The 19910-nt window shown below is 36.3% G+C and carries 12 protein-coding genes; 2 read left to right on the forward strand and 10 right to left on the reverse strand.

Annotated features, from left to right (window positions below; all coding sequences use genetic code 11):
* Window positions 1-50 precede the first annotated feature (50 nt).
* From GTR01_RS02135 to GTR01_RS02170, 8 genes are all read right to left on the reverse strand, one after another.
* Complete coding sequence (locus GTR01_RS02135) at window positions 51-2000, reverse strand: hypothetical protein (protein ID WP_160136220.1); 1950 nt, start codon at window positions 1998-2000, stop codon at window positions 51-53.
* A 240-nt stretch (window positions 2001-2240) separates the two neighbouring features.
* Window positions 2241-3308: a cytochrome-c peroxidase gene (locus GTR01_RS02140; RefSeq protein ID WP_410492564.1), complete on the reverse strand. Its 1068-nt coding sequence runs from the start codon at window positions 3306-3308 to the stop codon at window positions 2241-2243.
* Between the two features lie 84 nt (window positions 3309-3392).
* The gene (locus tag GTR01_RS02145; protein WP_160136222.1) at window positions 3393-4814 is read right to left on the reverse strand and encodes a DUF6850 family outer membrane beta-barrel protein; all 1422 of its coding nucleotides are present in this window, start codon (window positions 4812-4814) and stop codon (window positions 3393-3395) included.
* 132 nt (window positions 4815-4946) lie between these two features.
* The gene (locus GTR01_RS02150; RefSeq protein WP_160136223.1) at window positions 4947-6188 is read right to left on the reverse strand and encodes a DUF4876 domain-containing protein; all 1242 of its coding nucleotides are present in this window, start codon (window positions 6186-6188) and stop codon (window positions 4947-4949) included.
* 19 nt (window positions 6189-6207) lie between these two features.
* The gene (locus GTR01_RS02155) at window positions 6208-8961 is read right to left on the reverse strand and encodes a TonB-dependent receptor plug domain-containing protein (RefSeq protein WP_160136224.1); all 2754 of its coding nucleotides are present in this window, start codon (window positions 8959-8961) and stop codon (window positions 6208-6210) included.
* A 140-nt stretch (window positions 8962-9101) separates the two neighbouring features.
* The gene (murB, locus tag GTR01_RS02160; protein ID WP_160136225.1) at window positions 9102-10115 is read right to left on the reverse strand and encodes a UDP-N-acetylmuramate dehydrogenase; all 1014 of its coding nucleotides are present in this window, start codon (window positions 10113-10115) and stop codon (window positions 9102-9104) included.
* A 4-nt stretch (window positions 10116-10119) separates the two neighbouring features.
* The gene (locus tag GTR01_RS02165) at window positions 10120-10605 is read right to left on the reverse strand and encodes a hypothetical protein (protein WP_160136226.1); all 486 of its coding nucleotides are present in this window, start codon (window positions 10603-10605) and stop codon (window positions 10120-10122) included.
* A gap of 10 nt (window positions 10606-10615) precedes the next feature.
* A complete protein-coding gene (locus GTR01_RS02170) occupies window positions 10616-11821 on the reverse strand; it encodes a pyridoxal phosphate-dependent aminotransferase (RefSeq protein WP_160136227.1) in 1206 nt (401 codons plus the stop codon).
* A 214-nt stretch (window positions 11822-12035) separates the two neighbouring features.
* Here GTR01_RS02170 and GTR01_RS02175 point away from each other — a divergent pair, with 214 nt between their 5' ends.
* Both GTR01_RS02175 and GTR01_RS02180 read left to right on the forward strand, forming a co-directional pair.
* A complete protein-coding gene (locus tag GTR01_RS02175; protein ID WP_160136228.1) occupies window positions 12036-13823 on the forward strand; it encodes a T9SS type A sorting domain-containing protein in 1788 nt (595 codons plus the stop codon).
* Window positions 13824-13932: 109 nt separating this feature from the next.
* On the forward strand, window positions 13933-14391 hold the full coding sequence (locus tag GTR01_RS02180) for a DUF1801 domain-containing protein (protein ID WP_160136229.1): 459 nt from the start codon (window positions 13933-13935) through the stop codon (window positions 14389-14391).
* A 1089-nt stretch (window positions 14392-15480) separates the two neighbouring features.
* Here the strand turns inward: GTR01_RS02180 and GTR01_RS02185 are convergent.
* Window positions 15481-16764: a TolC family protein gene (locus GTR01_RS02185; RefSeq protein WP_228452136.1), complete on the reverse strand. Its 1284-nt coding sequence runs from the start codon at window positions 16762-16764 to the stop codon at window positions 15481-15483.
* A complete protein-coding gene (locus GTR01_RS02190; protein ID WP_160136230.1) occupies window positions 16739-19849 on the reverse strand; it encodes an efflux RND transporter permease subunit in 3111 nt (1036 codons plus the stop codon). Before GTR01_RS02190 ends, GTR01_RS02185 begins: the two co-directional genes overlap by 26 nt.
* Between the last annotated feature and the right edge of the window lie 61 nt (window positions 19850-19910).

Raw genomic sequence — 19910 nt, forward strand, 5'->3', positions numbered from 1 at the left:
AAAAGGCAGCTGTTTTTTACAGCCGCCTTTTATGATTCAATAGATTATGTTTACTTTTTAATGACTTTTCCTGTTTGTACAGAGCCATCATTAAATACAATCTTATAAATATATATTCCCGGTAGATATTGAGTTGGGAATGAACTGATCTGTGTAGAATTATCATCTTTAAGATCTGCCTGCATTATTTTTATAGGTTGCCCCCCCGATACATTGACAAGATAGATATCTACTTTTGTACCGCTATAATTTTTAAAGTTGAAATAAATGTTGTCATTATTTGTTGCTGCAATCACAGTTTTCTTATCGCTTTCTTTATCTAAAGGTAATGCTTTTGATACCTTTTTTCCCTGGATAATTCCATCTTCAGGAGAGAAGATTAAGGTGTTGGATTTTTGCCATACCCCACCAGAAATTGCATACCTGGTATAATGATACTCGCTGCTTGATAATGGAATAGCATTTTCATATTCCGACATGTTTGTATCCGGGGAAGAAGATACACCCCAAAAAATAAATTCTCCTATTGAATCATCTGGATGAAGATCTACAGCCCATACATAGGTATAGTCTCCTGTTCCTCCAGTAGGAGTAGTACCTAAGAGATGATCTGTATTTAAAGGATCGAAAGATATTTTATTATTTTCTATTGGTGGCTGCTCAGAAACTACTACTGTTATAATATTACTTTCACTGTCTGGAAGATATTGAGACTGTATATATCTTTTATATTGCATTGTCTGGGTTAGTGGTGTATTGATGGTATAGTCTGCATTTGTTGCTCCTGGAATATTATTCCAGGTTCCGCCTTCAGTTTTACTCTGCCATTGAATATTCATTGGATAACCTGTGGCACTTTTCAAATTAGCTGTAGGGTGGGTAGTTAGCCTGGAGAATTTAGGAATTTGGCCGGTTTGAACTTTTTCACTTTCTATAATATTGTTGTAAGATTCATTCACAACTAAGTTACCTAATATTTTTAATTCATCAATTTTGATTTCATTACTATAGCTTTGAGGAACAGCATTTGACCTTGCAATTCGTCTGTAAACTTTTGCTGAAGATATTGAAGGCACTTCATAGTTTATATTTACAGCACCAGATATGTCAGACCAGTTAAATGAGTCATTTGTTTGTTCCTGCCATTGATAAGTGAACGAATTGGTACCTCCTCTCGGAGTACTTCCTACAAGTGTTTTTATAACATTTGTACCATTATTGGTTACACTTTCAACAATATTGTTTTCTTCAATGTTTATTCTCACATCTACTTCATTACTATAACTCGTTTCTAGACCTGGTTTTGTTGGTTCTACTGCGCGTCTTAATTTGTAATTATATCTATTTTCAGAGGCTGGTGGAGTATAGTCTTTTGTATTAATGGTTCCATAGTTGAGGTTATACCAATTTCCTCCCGGATTTTTCCTTTGCCAATAATAGGTGTAATTTCCAAATGGTATTGTAGGCTCGCTACCTGTAATAGTTGGAGCTGGTTTTTGATAATCGGTAATTACGCCACCAGATATTTTATTGTTCGAAATGGCTGGTTGTACAAAATTGACAGGGAAAGTATTGGATGTTGCATTGGTGTTTCCATAGGTGTAAACCATAAATAGCTTTCCTGAATTATTAGATTCAATCAATGCAGAAGTGTTGGGAATAATTGCTGTATATTCATAAGTCTGGGATGTACCGGAGATAGTAGGAAAAAGAGGACTGTCTATGAAAATTTGATAAGGGGAACCAGCTATCATTTTAGCGAAAAATTTTACATTAAGTCCAGAATTTAAATAATTTGGAGTATACTTGGCAATGCTATATGTTACTTTGATATATGTATTTATTTGCCCTTTATTAAGAGTTATTGTAGAAGAGTTGGTATAGGTAGTACCATTTACTTCGATTTTCTGTATTCGGACTTCATCGGTTTGGGCATTGATAAGAGATACCTGTAATAAAACTATTGCAAAAAAGAATAGCTTCAATAATTTACATTTCATTGAGTTTGAATTTTTATGATTATTAGATACAACAGATTTTCTGTTGCCTATAATATCATGTAAAAATCCTAATAATATACCTAATTCTGTTATATGATTTTTATATTAAGTCTCTAATAAATCTTATAAAAATGTAATTGTTTTTATTTAGAATAAGTACACATAACAGTATTCGATGTTGAATTTTTGAAGATGAATAAAAAAAGTCTGGCATTTGCCAAACTTTTTATTTTTTAATCTTTATTCCACAGGAAATTCCGGTCGTCTCATTTTATATTTTGTTCCCGAAAGAGCTTCCAGGAAGGAAATCAAAGCTTTTTTTTCTTCTTTTGTAAGCTTTAAAGGTTTAAGTAAAGGATCTGTTACAGGGTAAAGTGGATCTTTCTCTTTAATTTCAGGAGATGGATCTATCATGTGCATTCCGCTGTTGTATATATTCACAATACCTTCCAGTTCTCCAAAAAATCCATTGTGCATCCAAGGTTGGGTAAGCATAAGGTCTCTTAACTGAGGTGTTTTGAATTTACCCACATCTTCCGCTTTCTTAGTAATGTTATATAATCCCAGATCTTCATATTTTCTTTTATAATAAGTTAATCCAATATTATGGAAAGATTCATCTGTAAGATACTGGCCGCTGTGGCAGTTCATGCAGCGTGCTTTTGTTCTGAAAATATGCATTCCATAGATTTCTTCATCAGATAAAGCATTGTATTTTCCTTCCAGAAATTTATCAAAACGGCTTGGCTGGCTTTTGATGGTTTTCTGAAAATCTGCGATGGCTTTAACAATTCTGTCATAGGTTACTTTCTCATCTCCATAAGCATTTTTGAAAAGAGGTTTATACCCCTTTAAAGCTTGGATTTTGGAGGGTAATATTTTTACATCCATTGCCATTTCGTGGTGAGCCCCAAGCGGTCCGGCTGCCTGCTCTTCAAGTGTTTTTGCTCTGCCATCCCAGAAAAAAGATTTTCTTTCTGCAATATTGTAAAGAGATATTGTATTTCTGTTTCCAAGAAGATGATTGTTTCCTAAGGCTACTTGTCTTCGATCTGACCAGCCCATTTCAGGGTCATGACATGAGCTGCATGAAATCTGATTGGATTGAGATAATTTTGGATCAAAGAATAACATTTTTCCAAGAATAACATTGGGTTTATCCTGTTCTGTAAAAAATGCTGAGTCTGTTTTAATAGGTGAAAATTCCTGCCATTTTATTCCATAATCAATATTGGGTTTTGGCCAGTCTGAGATTGCTTTTTTATAACTTTTCACAATATCCTCAATGGTGGGATCCTGAAATCCCATCAAATCCTGATTTACCTTTGGTGTAAAGCTTAATAATATCATGCTGGCTCCACCTAATCCCCAATATATTAATTTCTTCATTTTTTAAAACGTTATCCCTATGCTTGCTGCCGCAAAATTATTGTTCTTTTCCTGAATCTTCTGAGACTGATACTGTACTCCTATAAAGAATGAAGGAAGTTTTTTAAGTTTAAAATCATATCGTGCAACTGCTCCGAAAGTTGTTATATCACTTGTCTGGAAAATATGATCTTCAATAATCCAGGTGTCTACAGATGAATATCCGGAGGTCGTTAAAGCATTTACGTTATTTCCAACCACTCTTTGAGAGAAATAAGGTTGTACAGTAAGTATTTGATTTTCTTTGATCAGTTGTTTGTAATCTGCATTAATTCCAAAGTAATAGTAGGTAAACTTTTGTCCGGCATCAGGGTAGGCTCTTCTTTCTTTAATTTCTTCGTATGTGAAAAACGGAGTTGCTATAATGGAGAAAGTTTCCTGATTATACTGGTAGAAACCTTTTATAGCAGTGGTATAGTCTTCTTTACGATACGATTTTCTTTTATAGATTTGCTGTAAACTTGAGGTATTCAGTGAGTATCCATATTCATAACCTGTTTTTACAGAAGAGATGAAGCTGGCTAAAACCCCGAAACGATTTTTCTCATTAATACTGAAAAATTTAGCACCTTCTACTTCAAGTGTTTTATTTTCAAGATCGGAAAGGTCATAATATAAGTTGGAAGAGGGGCTATTGACATAGCTTTTAATATTATTTGATTTCCCTATAACAGCCTGAAGGTAAAAGTCCTTTCCTTGTCTGTTCATGATCTGTAAACCTCCTTTATAGGCAAATTCGTCAAAAGTAACATTAGGGTTCGCACTTCCGTTAAAAAGATAATTTGAAAACCCAAAGCCAGTCATCTGATATACAAAAGGTCTTCCCAATAAACTTTGGAAAGTAAGGGAACTGTTTTGGTTGTATTTACTGAATTTACCGAATATACCTATCTCATATTCTCTGAACATTTTGTAGTTCACTCCTGTTTGGACATTGAGATCAGCAGTTGTGCTTTTTAGCCTTGGATCTTTGGCTCGGAATCCCATTTGAGCAAGATAGCTTATCTGCGCTGCAAAGCTCCATTTATTCCATTTCTGTAAATATCCTCCGGTAAACTGATACCGCTCTATATTGAGTTTTCCACCCGCAGAATCTACGGTGGTATAAGGGGCTACGCGATCATAATCCAATGATTCATTCCATCTTACAAGCCCTATTTTAAGGTTTTGATAGCTTGCGTTTCCCCAGACATAGCGATTAGGTTTTAGCTTTTGGAATGATTGAGCTTCGACAGTTAAGTCCTTGTCCCCATTTCCCAATTGCTGACGGTAAGCTTTCTTATCATGGTTATGGTAGCCCACTCTGAATTCTGAAAACGAAACAGGGCTGTAACCTGACATAGAAGCAGGGTTGTTAAAAAGATTATTTTTAAAACTTCTTTCCATATCATATTGATTTTTGATCGTCTTAAAAAGACTGATGCTGTCCTGTGCTTTTACAAAAAGAAAGCACAGGTTGGTCAACAACAGAAAGAAAATTGTTTTTCTACTTAGCATAATATATTGAAAAGTGTAACCTTATTTTGGATGAACAATACCGTTTTTTAAACTAGCTTCAGAATCTTTCACGAAGTCATTGGAAGAATTGTTGGTATCCATATACAGGTTGTTATTTGCTCCCATCGTACCAATTATTTTACGTCTTACGGATTTTCCGAAGCGGTTCGGATCACTGTCTATGGTACCAGCAGAAGTCCATCCTGCATCAACGCTTGGTGAAGTCAGAATATGGACAAATTTTGTAGGAACACTATTGTTAACCCCATCTATAATCCATGTATTTGGAATGGAATACGCGCTTCTCGTCATGACAGTTCCTGCTGAAGAGATATAGCTGTAATTGTATTTTTGTTTTTGGAGGAAAGTGTCCTTTGTTTCACTGGCCGGAAAACGGGCAATTACAAAGCTTTCAAAACCTCTGTTATGGATAGTGAACATATTGTTTGCAGCAGTATAGGCCAAATCTGCATTGGGTACATCCGGATTATCAACTTGTCCTAATGCCGGAACTGATGATGGAAATTCAAAATCAGCATTATGGAGGTCAAAGGCTGTGCTTGTCTGTGCTTTGTGATTGATGGCATTATCTGCTACTACAATAAAGTCACCAGGCTTTACAGGATATTTTTTAATTTTCCCTTCCGGATCGGTAGGAAGAATCAACACTCCTTTTACCGGGAAATATTTGGTAGCATCGTATGGGGTGGGGTTATCATCTTCAGTGGTCATGAACCTTGAATTCGCAATGATCAGATTATCCGCATACAGAACCTTGTTTGTATTGTTTACAATTTTAAAGTAACGGCTTGAGTTATAATTTTTACCATCCGGGGTTTTTATTCCTGTAAAAAATATTTCTTCAATGATAAAATCCTCATGAAATGTTTTGAAGAATAAAGGAATCGTAATGTTGTTGGCCAAAGTGACGATGTCAGCATTTGCTGTTCCGGCAACATCAATGGTTTCGAGAGTATTGTTAACCACTTTACCGTTCACCGTAATTTTATAAGAGCCATGAGGCAGTTCTATAGAAACAACATTGGCTTTTTGGCTTTTTCTTCTGGTAATGGCTCCCGTATTTACCTCTATAGCTTCAATATCCAGTGTTTCATAAATGGAAATATTTTCGCCGCTAAAAGATAGGGTGAGTACCCCATTTTGTGCGGTCTGTACTCCGAATTCATCATTTGTACATGAGGTTACTGTGAATGCAGTTCCCATCATGGCTACAAAACTTAATAGTAGAAATCTTTTTTTCATGTTATTTACTTTTTATATTTTAAAAATTGTAGTTTAATTCCATTCCGAAATAAGGTGTATTCATTCTTTTTCTGTACACCTTTACATTGTTGAATGTATAAGGTGCACTATAGTTGAAAAGTCTGTTTATAAATAAAGAGGCACGAAGGGTTTTGTAAATACTTTTGGTGATCTTTATGTTTCCTGTCATTGTAAAAGTGTAAAGTCTGTCTATATTATCAGAGACAGAAACATTTCTTACCAGCCATTGCTTATAGATATCAGTTTTGTCTGCTTCAGTGAAGGGATGTACTACACCATCCAAACCATAATAAGCAATAGGCTCTGCGATTCTTCGGTCATTTCTACTGTGATCATACAGGCTTCCTTGTACAGAAGCTGAAACAATCAGATCGAGGTTTGGAAGATAAGTATCAATAAGCAGGTTATAATTGATATTCGAATTAACATATCCGTTGTCATTTTTGTAGATTCCATAGTAAGGGAATATGTCTGAGCCAATATTAGCAGAAGGCTTGAAAATAATAGGGGTAGAATTTCTGTATTGGGATTTAAACCATGCTCCGGTGAAAGTAAATCTTGTATTGATTGCTTTGATTCTTGGTGATGTATAACCAAATTCAATACCCTGTTTCAACGTTTCACTACCGTTTTCTGTAGTGGAATAGGCTCCAAAGATAGTTTTAACTTCATAAGGAACATTCGTTAAATCTGGCCCATTGGGAGTCCATTGGGTGATATCCACCTTTGTAGGGTCATATTGCTTATACGTATGAACAGCTGTTTGATCCATCGTACGGAACCCATTGGTCATGCTTTCTTTAAAGTAAGTCATAAAGAATTCATGATTTCTGTAAGACAGATCCAGGCGGATCTCCTTTTTAATGCTTTTTGCTGCCTGAAGTTCTTTATTTTCCTTTGATTGAATATAGGTCATGAAGTTTACATATCGGTATTGTGCATCATTGTGATAATAATTCAGCTGAGTATAATCCCAATATTCTTTGTTCGGATAAAGCATTAATAAAGTTGGTTGTTTGTAGAAAAGGCCATACCCTAAAGTAACATCTGTTTTTAAAGGATAATCATTGATCATGAGATGAGGCAGGCTGTATTGAAAGTTTAGCCTCGGTTCAGCAAAAACTTTTTTACTGATGGCATAAGAGTTGTCTATTCCCAGATTTTTTGATAGTCTTAAACCTGCGTATAAAGTGAATTTATGCTGATTAATCGCATAGCTCATCTGATCGCCCACAAAAGCAGCCAGCAGACTGGATGCTGGGATAGCATTATAAGGTCTTGGTCTTGCAATTCCTGTGGTCGCAGAGGGAGGTGTTTTCATATCATACTGAAGCCCTCGGCCATTATTTTTTGAATATTTCCAGTCCACTCCGGCTTCGTATTGATGGGTAATTCCGAAGATTTTCTTTGTACCGTTTACTTGGAAGAAAGCGGTAATGTCTAAAGGTTTTCCTTCTGTAGAAAATTCAGTGATATAGCGTAAATCAGGATAATATCCTACGTTTTCTCCCTGTTCTGTGGCAAGGGAAAAGGATCTTGGCCCAGATAACTGAATTAGTTTTACCTGTTCCAGTTTTTCAAACCCCTGACGGATAGCTGTATTTAAAGTTAATTTGTTGAAAAATGAACTTTTGTCCAACTGATAAATAAAGTTATTTGTTACACTGATTCTCTTATTATTAGATTCATATTTATCAGTGGAGGGATAACCATTGTCCGGATCATATTTTTTATTATCAATATTGGTAGAAAAATCGATGGTAGATTTCCATTCCAAAGGTTTTGACCATAGTGTTGATATTTTCTTTGAACGGACGGATGCAGTGATACGTTGATAGGTTTCAAAATCATCAGTAGGATTAGATTTTGAGTCAAGAAAATCAGCACTTGCACTCAGTTGCCATTTATCGTTAATCTTAAAACCTTTGCTGAGATAATATTGCTTACTGAAACCATCGGCTTTAAATCTTGCCTGTAGAGGCGAAGCCTTTATTCTGCGTTCAATTTTGATTAATCCTGAGGTAAGATCTCCATAGGCTGCTGAGGGAATACCACGGATCACTTCAACCTTTTCAATGTCATTGGTAGAAATGGTTCTCATATCAACTCCTGAAGAAGCCGTTTCTCTATATTTCGGACCTTCAGAAAATTGTCTGTTGTCTACTGAAACCTGCATGTCAGCATTTGAATTGATGATATTGTCATCAATCATGAATTGCACTCCAAGAGATGATGTCTTGTATTCATTCCCGGAATAGCCGGCAGTATTTTCCCGAAGAGTAGCTCTATTCGTTAAATTTAAGACCGGTGTTTTTGATAGTCCACCAGGAAGAAGTTCCATAAGATCAGTAAAACTGGAAGGCTGTAAATGCTGCATGGCCTGTCGATCAATCACTGATTTTGTAGTCAAGCCTTTACTTTCTTTAGAAAATATAACAACTTCTTCCAACTTATTAATTGGCTGAAGTTTAATAATAAGTTGATGAGGAGCAGTAAGACTGATGTTCAGCTCTTTTTCCTGAAAATTAGGATGAAGAACTTTCAAATGATATCTTCCATTGGGAATAGAAATATCTGTATGACCGTTTTTGTCAGTAGTAAAAGAGGTTTGATTGATGGTAACAGAAGTACCTTCTAATTCTTTATTGTTTTCATCGAATACAGTAATGTTCAGTTGAGATTTTTCATTTTGTGCCTGTACGAACTGTACACTGAAAATGGAAAGGAAAACAAAAAATAAAGATCTAGTCATTTTTATTTATTCTAAATAAGCATGCCGCGAAATTATAAAATATAATAACGCTAAACAATGTTTATTTAGAATAAATTAAAATAAAAAAAGCAAAATTCCGGAAAATACCCGGAATTCTGTTATATAATCTGAGTGGAATGTTATATAATATTCACCTCTCTTTCAAGTTCTATTCCGAACTTTTCTTTGACAGAGTTAATGATTTCAGTGGAGAAATCGAAGATTTCTTTACCCGTTGCTTCACCTGTAGCATTGATGATGACCAGAGATTGAAGTTTATGGGAGGCTGCATTTCCGATTTGCTTGCCTTTCCATCCACATTGTTCAATGAGCCATCCGGCAGGAACTTTTACCATATTTCCGTTGGGATATCCTTGTATATTTTCGAATTTCTGTTTTAATTCTTCAAACTGTACTAAAGGGATTGTTGGATTTTTGAAAAAGCTTCCAGCGTTGCCAATTTTTTTAGGATCAGGCAGTTTGCTTTGTCTGATGTTGATAACCGCTTGGGAAACATCCTGAATGGTAGGGTGAGCGATTCCAAGGTTTTCAAGTTCAGAGGTAATGGCACCATATTCTGTTTTGATATGATGTTCTTTTTTGGTCAGTTTAAAAGTAACTTCTAAAATTACATATCTTCCTTTTCCTTCCTGTTTGAAGATAGAATCTCTGTATCCAAATCTGCATTCTTCAAGATCGAAAGTTTTAAGTTCAAGATTTTCCAGGTCTAGTACCAAACAGCTTACAAATACATCTTTGATTTCGGTTCCATAAGCTCCGATATTCTGCATAGGTGAAGTTCCTACATTTCCAGGAATCAGAGAAAGGTTTTCTAATCCTCCATAATTTTTTTTCAGGCAATACATCACGAATTCATGCCAGTTTTCTCCTGCTTTTGCAGTAATAAGAACTTCGTTTTCGTTGAGGTCTTTCTCAGAAATTCCTTTTAAGCCAAGTTTAATGGCAAGGCCGTCAAAGTCTTTTGTTAGCAATATATTGCTTCCGCCTCCTAAAAATAAAAGAGGTAAAGATTTTTCTTTTGAGAAATTAAGAGCATCTTTTAATGTTTCAATGCTGTTGATTTCAGTAAAGTATTTTGCTTTAGCATCAACGCCGAATGTATTGTAAGGCTTTAAGGAAAAATTTTCTTGCATGTTTTTATTTGTATTCTTTGGGAAGAATTTTGTCTAGTTGTTCTTTAAGCTGTTGAAATTGCTTATAGTGAATAGTGTCAACAAATGAGTTGACGTAGATGTGTGCTTTTTTGGGGGTACGGATCTGAAAAGCTTCATCCATTCTGTCTACCGATTGTTGGCTTGGAGAACTTTTGATGTAATCCAGATCTTTAACTTTAATGGATGAGGTAAGTTGCTTCCATGTATCAGGATTGATGCCTGATGCCCATGTTTTGTGTACTTTATTGGAAGTAGTTCCTTTTTCTGCGGTAATTGAATCCTTAGTGACTTTTATGATTCTGTAATATCCATTGCTTCCACCAATATTGGACATTCCGATGAAAGTAATCTCATGTGGATTTTTACTGGTGGTAGGTTGATCAGACTTTTTATGGTCACAAGAAAAAAATGCCGACAGCAAAAAGATCGAAAATAGTATTTTCAGATGTATATTTTTTGTTGTCGGCATCATTTATTATTTATAGGCTAAATTCTTCTCTATACTGTTTTAAAGCTTCTTTCAGAATTTCAACACTTCTTTTAAGATCTTCTTCTTTCAGTACGTAAGCGATTCTTACCTGTTTTTTACCTAATTCAGGATTACTGTAGAATCCTCCTGCAGGCGCTACCATGATCGTTTCTTTGTTGTTGGAATACGATTCAAGCAACCATTGTGCAAATTTCTCAGTATCATCTACCGGAAGTTCAGCAACGCAGTAGAAAGCACCTTTTGGCTTAGGGCAGATCACACCCGGAATAGCATTTAAAAGGTCTACTAAAACATTTCTTCTGTGGGTATATTCTTCTCTTACTGCTCTGATGTAAGCTCCGTCATTCTGGTGAGCGGCTGTTGCTGCAATTTGTCCCAAAAGAACCGGGCTTAATCTTGCCTGTGCAAAAAGGATGGCAGCATTACGGATTTTTTGAGAACGGGTTACCATACATCCGATTCTTACTCCGCACATAGAATAACGCTTGGATTCTGAATCGATAACGATACAGTTGTCTTTTAGTTCAGGGAAATCAAGAATAGATACTTGTTGTTTCCCATCATATACATATTCTCTGTATACTTCATCAGAGATAATAACAATGTCATATTTTAAAGCGATCTCAGCTAATTTTTTAAGCTCTTCACGGGTATAAAGGTATCCTGTTGGGTTACCTGGATTACAAATGATGATTGCTCTTGTTTTTTCTGTGATCTTTTTTTCAAATTCTTCAATCGGTGGCAGGGCAAAACCTGTATCAATTGTAGATGGAACTGCTACTACGTTTACATCGAATGTGCTTGTGAATCCGTTGTAGTTAGCATAGTAAGGTTCAGGGATAATCACTTCATCTCCATCGTCGCACAGTGTTGAAATGGCGAAGTTTAGGGCTTCAGAACCACCATTGGTAACAATAAAGTTTTCTGGAGTAAGATCTGAAAAACCTAAAGAATGGTAATACTCTGTAAGGGCGTTTCTGTAATCTAAATTACCTTCAGAAAGTGCATATTCCAATACTTTAAGATCGATGTTCTTTAAAGCATTTAATGCTGTTTCCGGCGTTTCAATATCAGGCTGCCCGATATTAAGATGATATACTTTTATTCCTTTCTGTTTTGCTTGTAACGCAAAGGGAACCAGTTTTCTTACCGGCGATGGCGGCATATGCAGTGCTCTGTTTGAAATATTCGGCATTGTTCAAAAATTTGTATGACAAAAATAGGATTTAATTTCTCAATAATAAAATTAAGAGTAGGAAAGAAGCGGCTTATTATCCACTTGCAAAGCATATAATTTGAATAGGTTTAATATTAATGTCTTATGTATTTTGATTAATTTGTAAATATTTATTAAAAATAAGTTATTTATGTTAATATTTTTCTTAATTTTCAAAATAAATATAAATAAAATGGCAATAAATTTATTTTTTAGAGTACTTCCTGCAATTGCTCTTCTCTCAGTCGGTTCTATTACGGCTCAAAATTTTCAAACGATGCCTGTTAGCTCTGGGTTTACAGCTGATGTAATTGCTAACGGAGTAGGCTCAGCCCTTAGTTCTACAACAACGGATGTAGATGGTGTATCTTTTGCATTTGTAGCGACAGATTTTCAACTTTCACCAACAAGTACACCTCTTACGTACGGTGTTCCTGCAAATGGTGTTATTAATTCAATTGTTTCCGGTACTCCGGGGCTTACTTATCAACTAGCCAATTTAAGTGCTAATAATTCTTTGAAATTGGCAACTGCGGGAGACAACGGAACTCTTGTATTTACCACTCCAAAGGCTGCTACTAAGTTATATATGCTCGCCACAAGCGGTAGCGGAACATCGGTAGTGAGTGTAACAGTAACTTTTACAGACAATACAACTCAAACATTTTCTAGTATAAGCCTCTCTGATTGGTATGGTGGAAATAATGCTGCTATTCAGGGGATTGGAAGAATCAATAGGGATAACAATAACTTAGAACCCAATACCAGCAATCCCAGATTGTATCAAAATGTTTTGAATATTGATGCCGCTAATCAGACAAAACCTGTACAGAGTGTTACAATTACAAAAAGCTCAGGTTCGGGAATTCCTAATATTTTTGCTTTTTCGGCAGATGTATACACCGATTGTATTGCTCCAACAACGAATGCAGCAACGGCAATCACCTCGAATTCAGCACAAATATCTTGGACTGTTCCTGCAAGCAATCAGACTACAAGTTATGATATTTATTATAGCACAAGTGCAACAACTCCAGCTGGCAATGTAAATCCTAATCACTCAAATGTGCCGGGAACTTCTTATACTCTTAACAATTTATCGCCGAGTACAACATATTATTATTGGGTAAGAGCTAATTGTAGTACGGCAACAAGTAAGAGTGTATGGTCATTCGTTAAATCTTTTACAACACTGTGCGGATCAGTTGTTCCTTCATATACCCATAATTTTGATGTCTTTCCAGGAAATTGCTGGGCAAATGCTCTTTCAGGAGGAACTCCGGATACAGGGTCTACAGGATCTACAACGTATTGGTTTCAATATAACTTCTTAAATGGGGCTGCCAATGCTTCTGCACGAATGAACATATATGGATCAAATAAAACAGGATGGTTAAAAACCGTAGCTTTTGATCTTTCGGCAGGTGGATATAAAGTGAAGTTTAATTATGGAGTAACCAAGTATTCCGGTACAACTTCTTCGGCAATGGATAGTGATGATGTCGTACATTTCCTGATTTCTTCTGATAATGGAAATACATGGAGTATACTGCAAACTTGGGATGCCAATAATACGCCGTCTAATACCTCTAATGAATACACATTCAATCTGGCAAATTATATGAGTGCTAATACAGTATTTGCTTTTTATGGAAGTACAGGCTCAACAAACGGAGGGCTTGATTATAATTTTTATGTAGATGATTTTACCGTTGAAAACGCGCAGTTGAGTACTTCAGAAGTAAACAGTCCGGTGAAAAAAGCATCAGTTCACCCTAATCCGTTCAAAGATATCTTGTATATATCCGATACAAGAGATATTAAGTCTGTAACAGTAACAGATACTACTGGAAGAACAGTGAAAACAGAGGAAGGTTCTGTAAAAGAGCTGGATCTGAGCAGATTGAATTCCGGATTGTATTTTGTGACTCTTTATTTTAAAGATGGCTCTCATTCTACTGTAAAAACAATCAAGAAATAATTTTTTTAGTGTAAATAAAGTGGAGCGGCGGTACATGATTGTGCCGCTGCTTTTTTATATGTTCCAATAATATTTTTTGTTAATTTTAAAACCTAAAAACTTACTGAAAATGCAAATTTTATCCACTTCTGTTGAAGATTATATCTCAAAGATTCCCGAGGAAAGACAAGAGGGCTTTAAAAAACTTTTTGATGTTATTAACAATAATCTGCCAAATGGTTTTGAAGAAGCCACCAATTATGGAATGCTGGGTTGGGTAGTTCCATTGAAAACATATCCTGCAGGGTATCACTGTACACCCGGTACACCTTTACCTTTTATTAATCTGGCTTCACAAAAGAACTTTATAGCATTGTATCACATGGGCTTGTATTCTCGTCCTGAACTTTTGGATTGGTTTGTGGCAGAATATCCTAAATATTCCAAAAGAAAACTTGATATGGGAAAATCTTGTGTACGTTTCAAAAAAACAGAAGATATTCCTTTTGAATTAATCGCTGAGTTGAGCGTAAAAATGACGGTAGAAGATTGGATTGAAATTTATGAATCACAGTATAAAAAGAAATGAGGTAAAGTTGGAAGCTGGAGGAGGGAAGTTGGAAGTGCTTTTTGTGTTACTGACTTCTTCTAGTTTTTGATGGAAACAATTCTCAATTTTGAAAAGGGTAATTAATAGGATTTTGAGTTATTTTGCGACTGGATTAACTTCCATCTCCCTTTCGTTAAAAAGCCCTGTATCATATCGAACTCAGGGCTTTTTTTGAATGAGGAAGACTATTGTCATTTGGTTTATATAGTTGAAGAATGGAAGCTGGAGGAGGGAAGTTGGAAGTACTTTTTGTGTTACCGACTTCTTCTAGTTTTTGATGGAAACAATTCTCAATTTTGAAAAGGGTAATTAATAGGATTTTGAGTTATTTTGCGACTGGATTAACTTCCATCTCCCTTTCGTTAAAAAGCCCTGGATCATATCGAACTCAGGGCTTTTTTTTGAATGAGGAAGACTATTGTCATTTGGTTTATATTGTTGAAGAATGGAAGCTGGAGGAGGGAAGTTGGAAGTACTTTTTGTGTTACCGACTTCTTCTAGTTTTTGATGGAAACAATTCTCAATTTTGAAAAGGGTAATTAATAGGATTTTGAGTTATTTTGCGACTGGATTAACTTCCATCTCCCTTTCGTCAAAAAGCCCTGTATCATATCGAACTCAGGGCTTTTTTTGAATGAGGAAGACTATTGTCATTTGGTTTATATAGTTGAAGAATGGAAGCTGGAGGAGGGAAGTTGGAAGTGCTTTTTGTGTTACTGACTTCTTCTAGTTTTTGATGGAAACAATTCTCAAGTTTGAAAAGGGTAATTAATAGGATTTTGAGTTATTTTGCGACTGGATTAACTTCCATCTCCCTTTCGTTAAAAAGCCCTGGATCATATCGAACTCAGGGCTTTTTTTTGAATGAGGAAGACTATTGTCATTTGGTTTATATTGTTGAAGAATGGAAGCTGGAGGAGGGAAGTTGGAAGTACTTTTTGTGTTATCGACTTCTACCAATATTTTGAAGGGAAAATATCTCCAATTTTAAAAAGGTTAATCAATTGGCTTTTCAGTTATTTTCCGACTGTATCAGCTTCCCCCTTCCAGCCTCCCTCTTCCCTTCTTTTAAAAATTAATATCCCAGATTCCTGCTTTACGTTCAAGTTCGATCAAAGCAGTTGCATTATCTGCAAGAGCCTGATAGTAATCCTTTCTTACTCCATTATAGGTTCTTTGAGCATTAAGCACTTCGAGAATAGAACTTTCTCCTCTTTTGTAGCTGTAGGTGATACCTTCCAATATGCTTTTTGCTTCAGTAAGCATTCCGTTATGAAATTGTTTTACCTGTTTCTGGGTGGCCATGTACTGTTGGTAAGCCTGCATTACTTCAGCTTGTATTCCCTGTTCTATCTGATGATATTCAAGTTCTGCTTGAGAATGTGCCATTTCAGCTATTTTTACCCCTGCGTTCCTCCTGTTTGAAAATTTTAAAGGAATACTGATTCCTAATTTTACAGCATTTACTGTTGGGGAAGGAGCAATTTCATTCGTAGCTTCAGTGTGGCGCTCTGCTCCAGCATTAATTCCAAGGTCTATTTTTCGGTTTGCTTTTTCAAGGTTGATCTGCCTTTTAGCAACTTGTGTATTCTGTTTGGCTGCCAGTAGATCTGCCCTTGTATTTAATGCCTGAATAAGAAGATCATCAATACTAAAATCTCGGTTAAAAGCATTAAAGTCTCCAGCTACATCTCTATTGGTTATTTTACCATCATTAAGAAATATAGCTAATCCGGTCAGTGCTTGTTGTTCTGCACTTTCGGCCTGATATACCTCGTTGAGAAGGGAAGCGGCCTCCAGTTTACTTTGTTTTGAAGTAACCAAAGAAATTGTTCCCAGGCGATACCGGATACTGTCTGATTTTGCAAGCTGCAAGATGTTTTTATAGGAATCCTGTTGTACTTCTAGAATGGCTTTTGATTTTAAAGCATCTACATATCCTAAACTAGCATCAGCGCGTAGATTTCTGAAAAAATCCTGGAGTTGAATTTTACTTAATTCCGATTGATCTTTAGCCAGGTTTATTCTTGCTTTTCTTTTGCCGCCTAATTCTAACGTCCAACCCAAAGATGCTCCGTATACATATCCCATATTCTTTGCAACTCCATTGTTGGTGGTTTCCATCTCCAATTGCGGATCGGGAAACATACTTGCCGTTTGAATTGCAGCTTCAGCCATACCTATATTGTATTTTTGAGCCGCATAACCCAGGTTTTTCTTTCCAACAAGACTCAGGTATTCTTCAAAATTCAGAACTTCTTTTTCCTGTGCCTTTACCTTATTGTTTAAGCTGAATAATAAGGTCGCTATTACGATAAAGAGAACTCTAATTTTCATATGTAAGTGCTTCATCTGATTCTAAATTTTGTTTTTCGTTGCGACGTTCTGCCATAAAATAAATGGCAGGAAGAACGAAGAGTGTTAAAATAGTCGAGAACATTAATCCGTACACAATTACAGTCGCTAGAGGTCGTTGTACATCCGAGCCAATTCCGGTAGCCAATGAGGCTGGAAACAATCCAATTACTGCAACGGTGGCTGTCATTAATACTGGCCTGAAACGGTCTTTAGCTCCTTTTGTTACAGCAAGTTTCAGATCATATCCTTTCTTACGAAGGTCATTGATATGAGAAATCATAATCACACCATTCTGAATGGCGACTCCGAAAAGGGCGATAAATCCTACGGCTGAAGATACATTCAAAGACATTCCACGGATGTTAAGAGCCAGCATTCCTCCAAATAAAGCCAATGGAACAATTGACATTAATACCAATGCCTGTTTGAAATCCCCAAATGCGCCATACAATAACAGGAACATAATAGCTAATGCCAAAGGAACAATGAATGCCAATCTGGAATAAGCTCTGTTTTGGTTTTCAAATTGTCCACCCCATTTGATCTGATACTTTTCATGGTCATATTTGATGTCTTTTTCAATCTTGTCCTGTGCTTTTTTCAGAAAAGAAGAAAGGTCTGTTCCTCTTAAATTAAGCTTTACAGTAAGATGTCTCTTATTCATTTCACGGGTGATGGTACTTTCTCCGGTGCTTAATTTCACTTCGGCAACCTGTGATAAAGGAATTTTGGCTCCTGAAGCTGAGGTTAACATCAGGTTTCCTATTTTATCCGGAGTATCACGGCTGTCTTCTGTGTAACGACAGGAAATATCATAAACTTTATTACCAATAAAGATCTGCGAGATAGCTTTTCCACCTAGAGCAACTTCAATAAGATCTGCAACATCTGCCACATTCAATCCATATTGAGCAATCTTATCTCTGTCTGCAATAATCTGCAACTGGGGTAGAGGAGGTTCCTGGTCAATTGCAAGGTCAGCAGAGCCTGGAATTTTATTTAAAGTAGACAATACATTTTCAGCAATTCTTCTGGTTTCTTTGAAGTCTTCTCCATATACTTTTACTACCAGTTCACTATGAGCCCCGGAAATTTTATCCATTACTCCGTCAATCATAGGTTGAGAGAAACCAACTGTGAACCCTGGCATTTCTTTGTAATCAGCAGCCAATTCTTTGATGAGATCTGCCTTGGTTTTCCCGGATGGCCATTGATCGTAAGGTTTTATTCCTACAGAAACTTCAAAGTGAGAAGCCGTCCATGGATCGGTTCCGTCATCGTTTCGGCCAGCCTGAACCATCATATAAGTGATTTCCGAATGTTTCAGTGTTCTGGCGCGTAAAGTATCACTCATTTCTTTTGCTTTGGCGAGAGAAATACCCGGAGGTAATTGTACCTGCAGCCATATAGAACCTTCATCCAGTTCAGGAAGGAAGTCTTTTCCTACAGTATAAGAAAGTACTCCGGCAGATAATAAGACAATGATTACGGGAATCATTACCTTTTTAGGCGTTTGCATGATTTTTTCAATTCTTTTCCCATAAGCTGCGCTTATTTTTTCAAGCCATTTGTTGTGATATATTTTTTGTGGTTTTCGATAGATCACATAAGCCAGACCTGGAATAAGGAGCAATGCTACAGCAAGAGCACCTAATAAAGCGTATCCTACTGTAAATGCCATCGGTGTAAATAGTTTTTTCTCTACTCTTTCGAAGGCAAACAATGGAAGATAGGCTGTAATAATGATAATTGTAGAAAAAAAGATAGGTTTTGCTACTTCAATTACCCGCTGTGTAATTGTTTTTTCTTCCAATGGTTCTTCAGGGTTTTCTTCTCTTTTCTTCAGGATAGTTTCCAGCATTACAATGGCTCCGTCTACAATAATCCCGAAGTCGATAGCTCCCAGAGAAAGAAGGTTAGCCGGAATATTGGTAAAATGCATCAAAATAAATGCAAATAATAAAGAAAGCGGAATGGTAATAGCAACCAATAAAGCACCTCTCCAACTTCCTAAGAATACAATCAGAACAATAATAACGAGTACAATTCCTTCAGTAAGCGTATGAGAAACCGTGTGAAGGGTAGTACTTACAAGGTCTGTTCTGTCAAGGAAAGGGTGAATTTTTACACCGGGAGGAAGGGTTTCATCATTTAATTCGTCGATAGCCTGATGAACGCCCTCTAATACTTGTGATGGATTTTGTCCTCTTAATAATAGTACAATTCCTTCTACACTTTCAGGATAGTTTCGCTTTCTGTCTGTATATCCCAGAATCCCTTTTCGTTCCAGGTTTCCATATTTCAATGTTCCTACATCATTCAGGAATACCGGTACCCCGTTTTCAGTTTTTACTACAATTTTTCCAAGGTCATTTAAATCTTTTACAAGACCTATCCCTCGAATAACATAGGCTAAATTTCCACGAGGAAGCATGCTTCCTCCGGCACTTACATTATTTTTTGAAATGGTTTCGGTAACTTCCGATAATGAAAGGCCATATTGCTCAAGTTTATGGGGATCTAATTCTACCTGAAACTGAGTGGTAATTCCACCGAAATTGGTCACATCAGCAATACCGGAAACTTGTTTGATACGCGGAATGATTACAAATTTTTGTAAGTCTGTAAGTTCCCGTAAACTGTGATTATTACTTTCAATAATATAACGGTATACTTCTCCAATAGGAGAGGTTAGAGGATCAAGGCCAGGCTGTGCACCATAAGGAAGGGTGACATCCGTAAGTCTTTCCTGGATACGCTGTCTTGCCCAATAGTCATCTATACCATCATCAAAAACCATGGTAATCATAGAAAGTCCGAAGGTACTTTTACTTCGCATAACGTGCATTCCCGGAAGGCCATTAAGAGCTCTTTCTAATGGAATGGTAATTTGCTGTTCTACTTCTTCAGCAGCTAATCCAGGAACTTGGGTAACAACCTGTGAGGTTACGTCAGCGATGTCAGGATAAGCTTCTACAGATAATTTGGTCCAGGAATAATAACCAAAGAATCCCAGTAAAAGGAAGAGTGCCAACATCAGCCACCTCTTCTGTATAGAGATTGTCAAGAGTTTTTTCATGTTCTTAATCGGTATTATGTACAGTACAAATAGGTATTGTACTTTTTACATCAGTTCATTT

The organism is Chryseobacterium sp. c4a, from assembly GCF_009900745.1.
Lineage (GTDB): Bacteria > Bacteroidota > Bacteroidia > Flavobacteriales > Weeksellaceae > Chryseobacterium.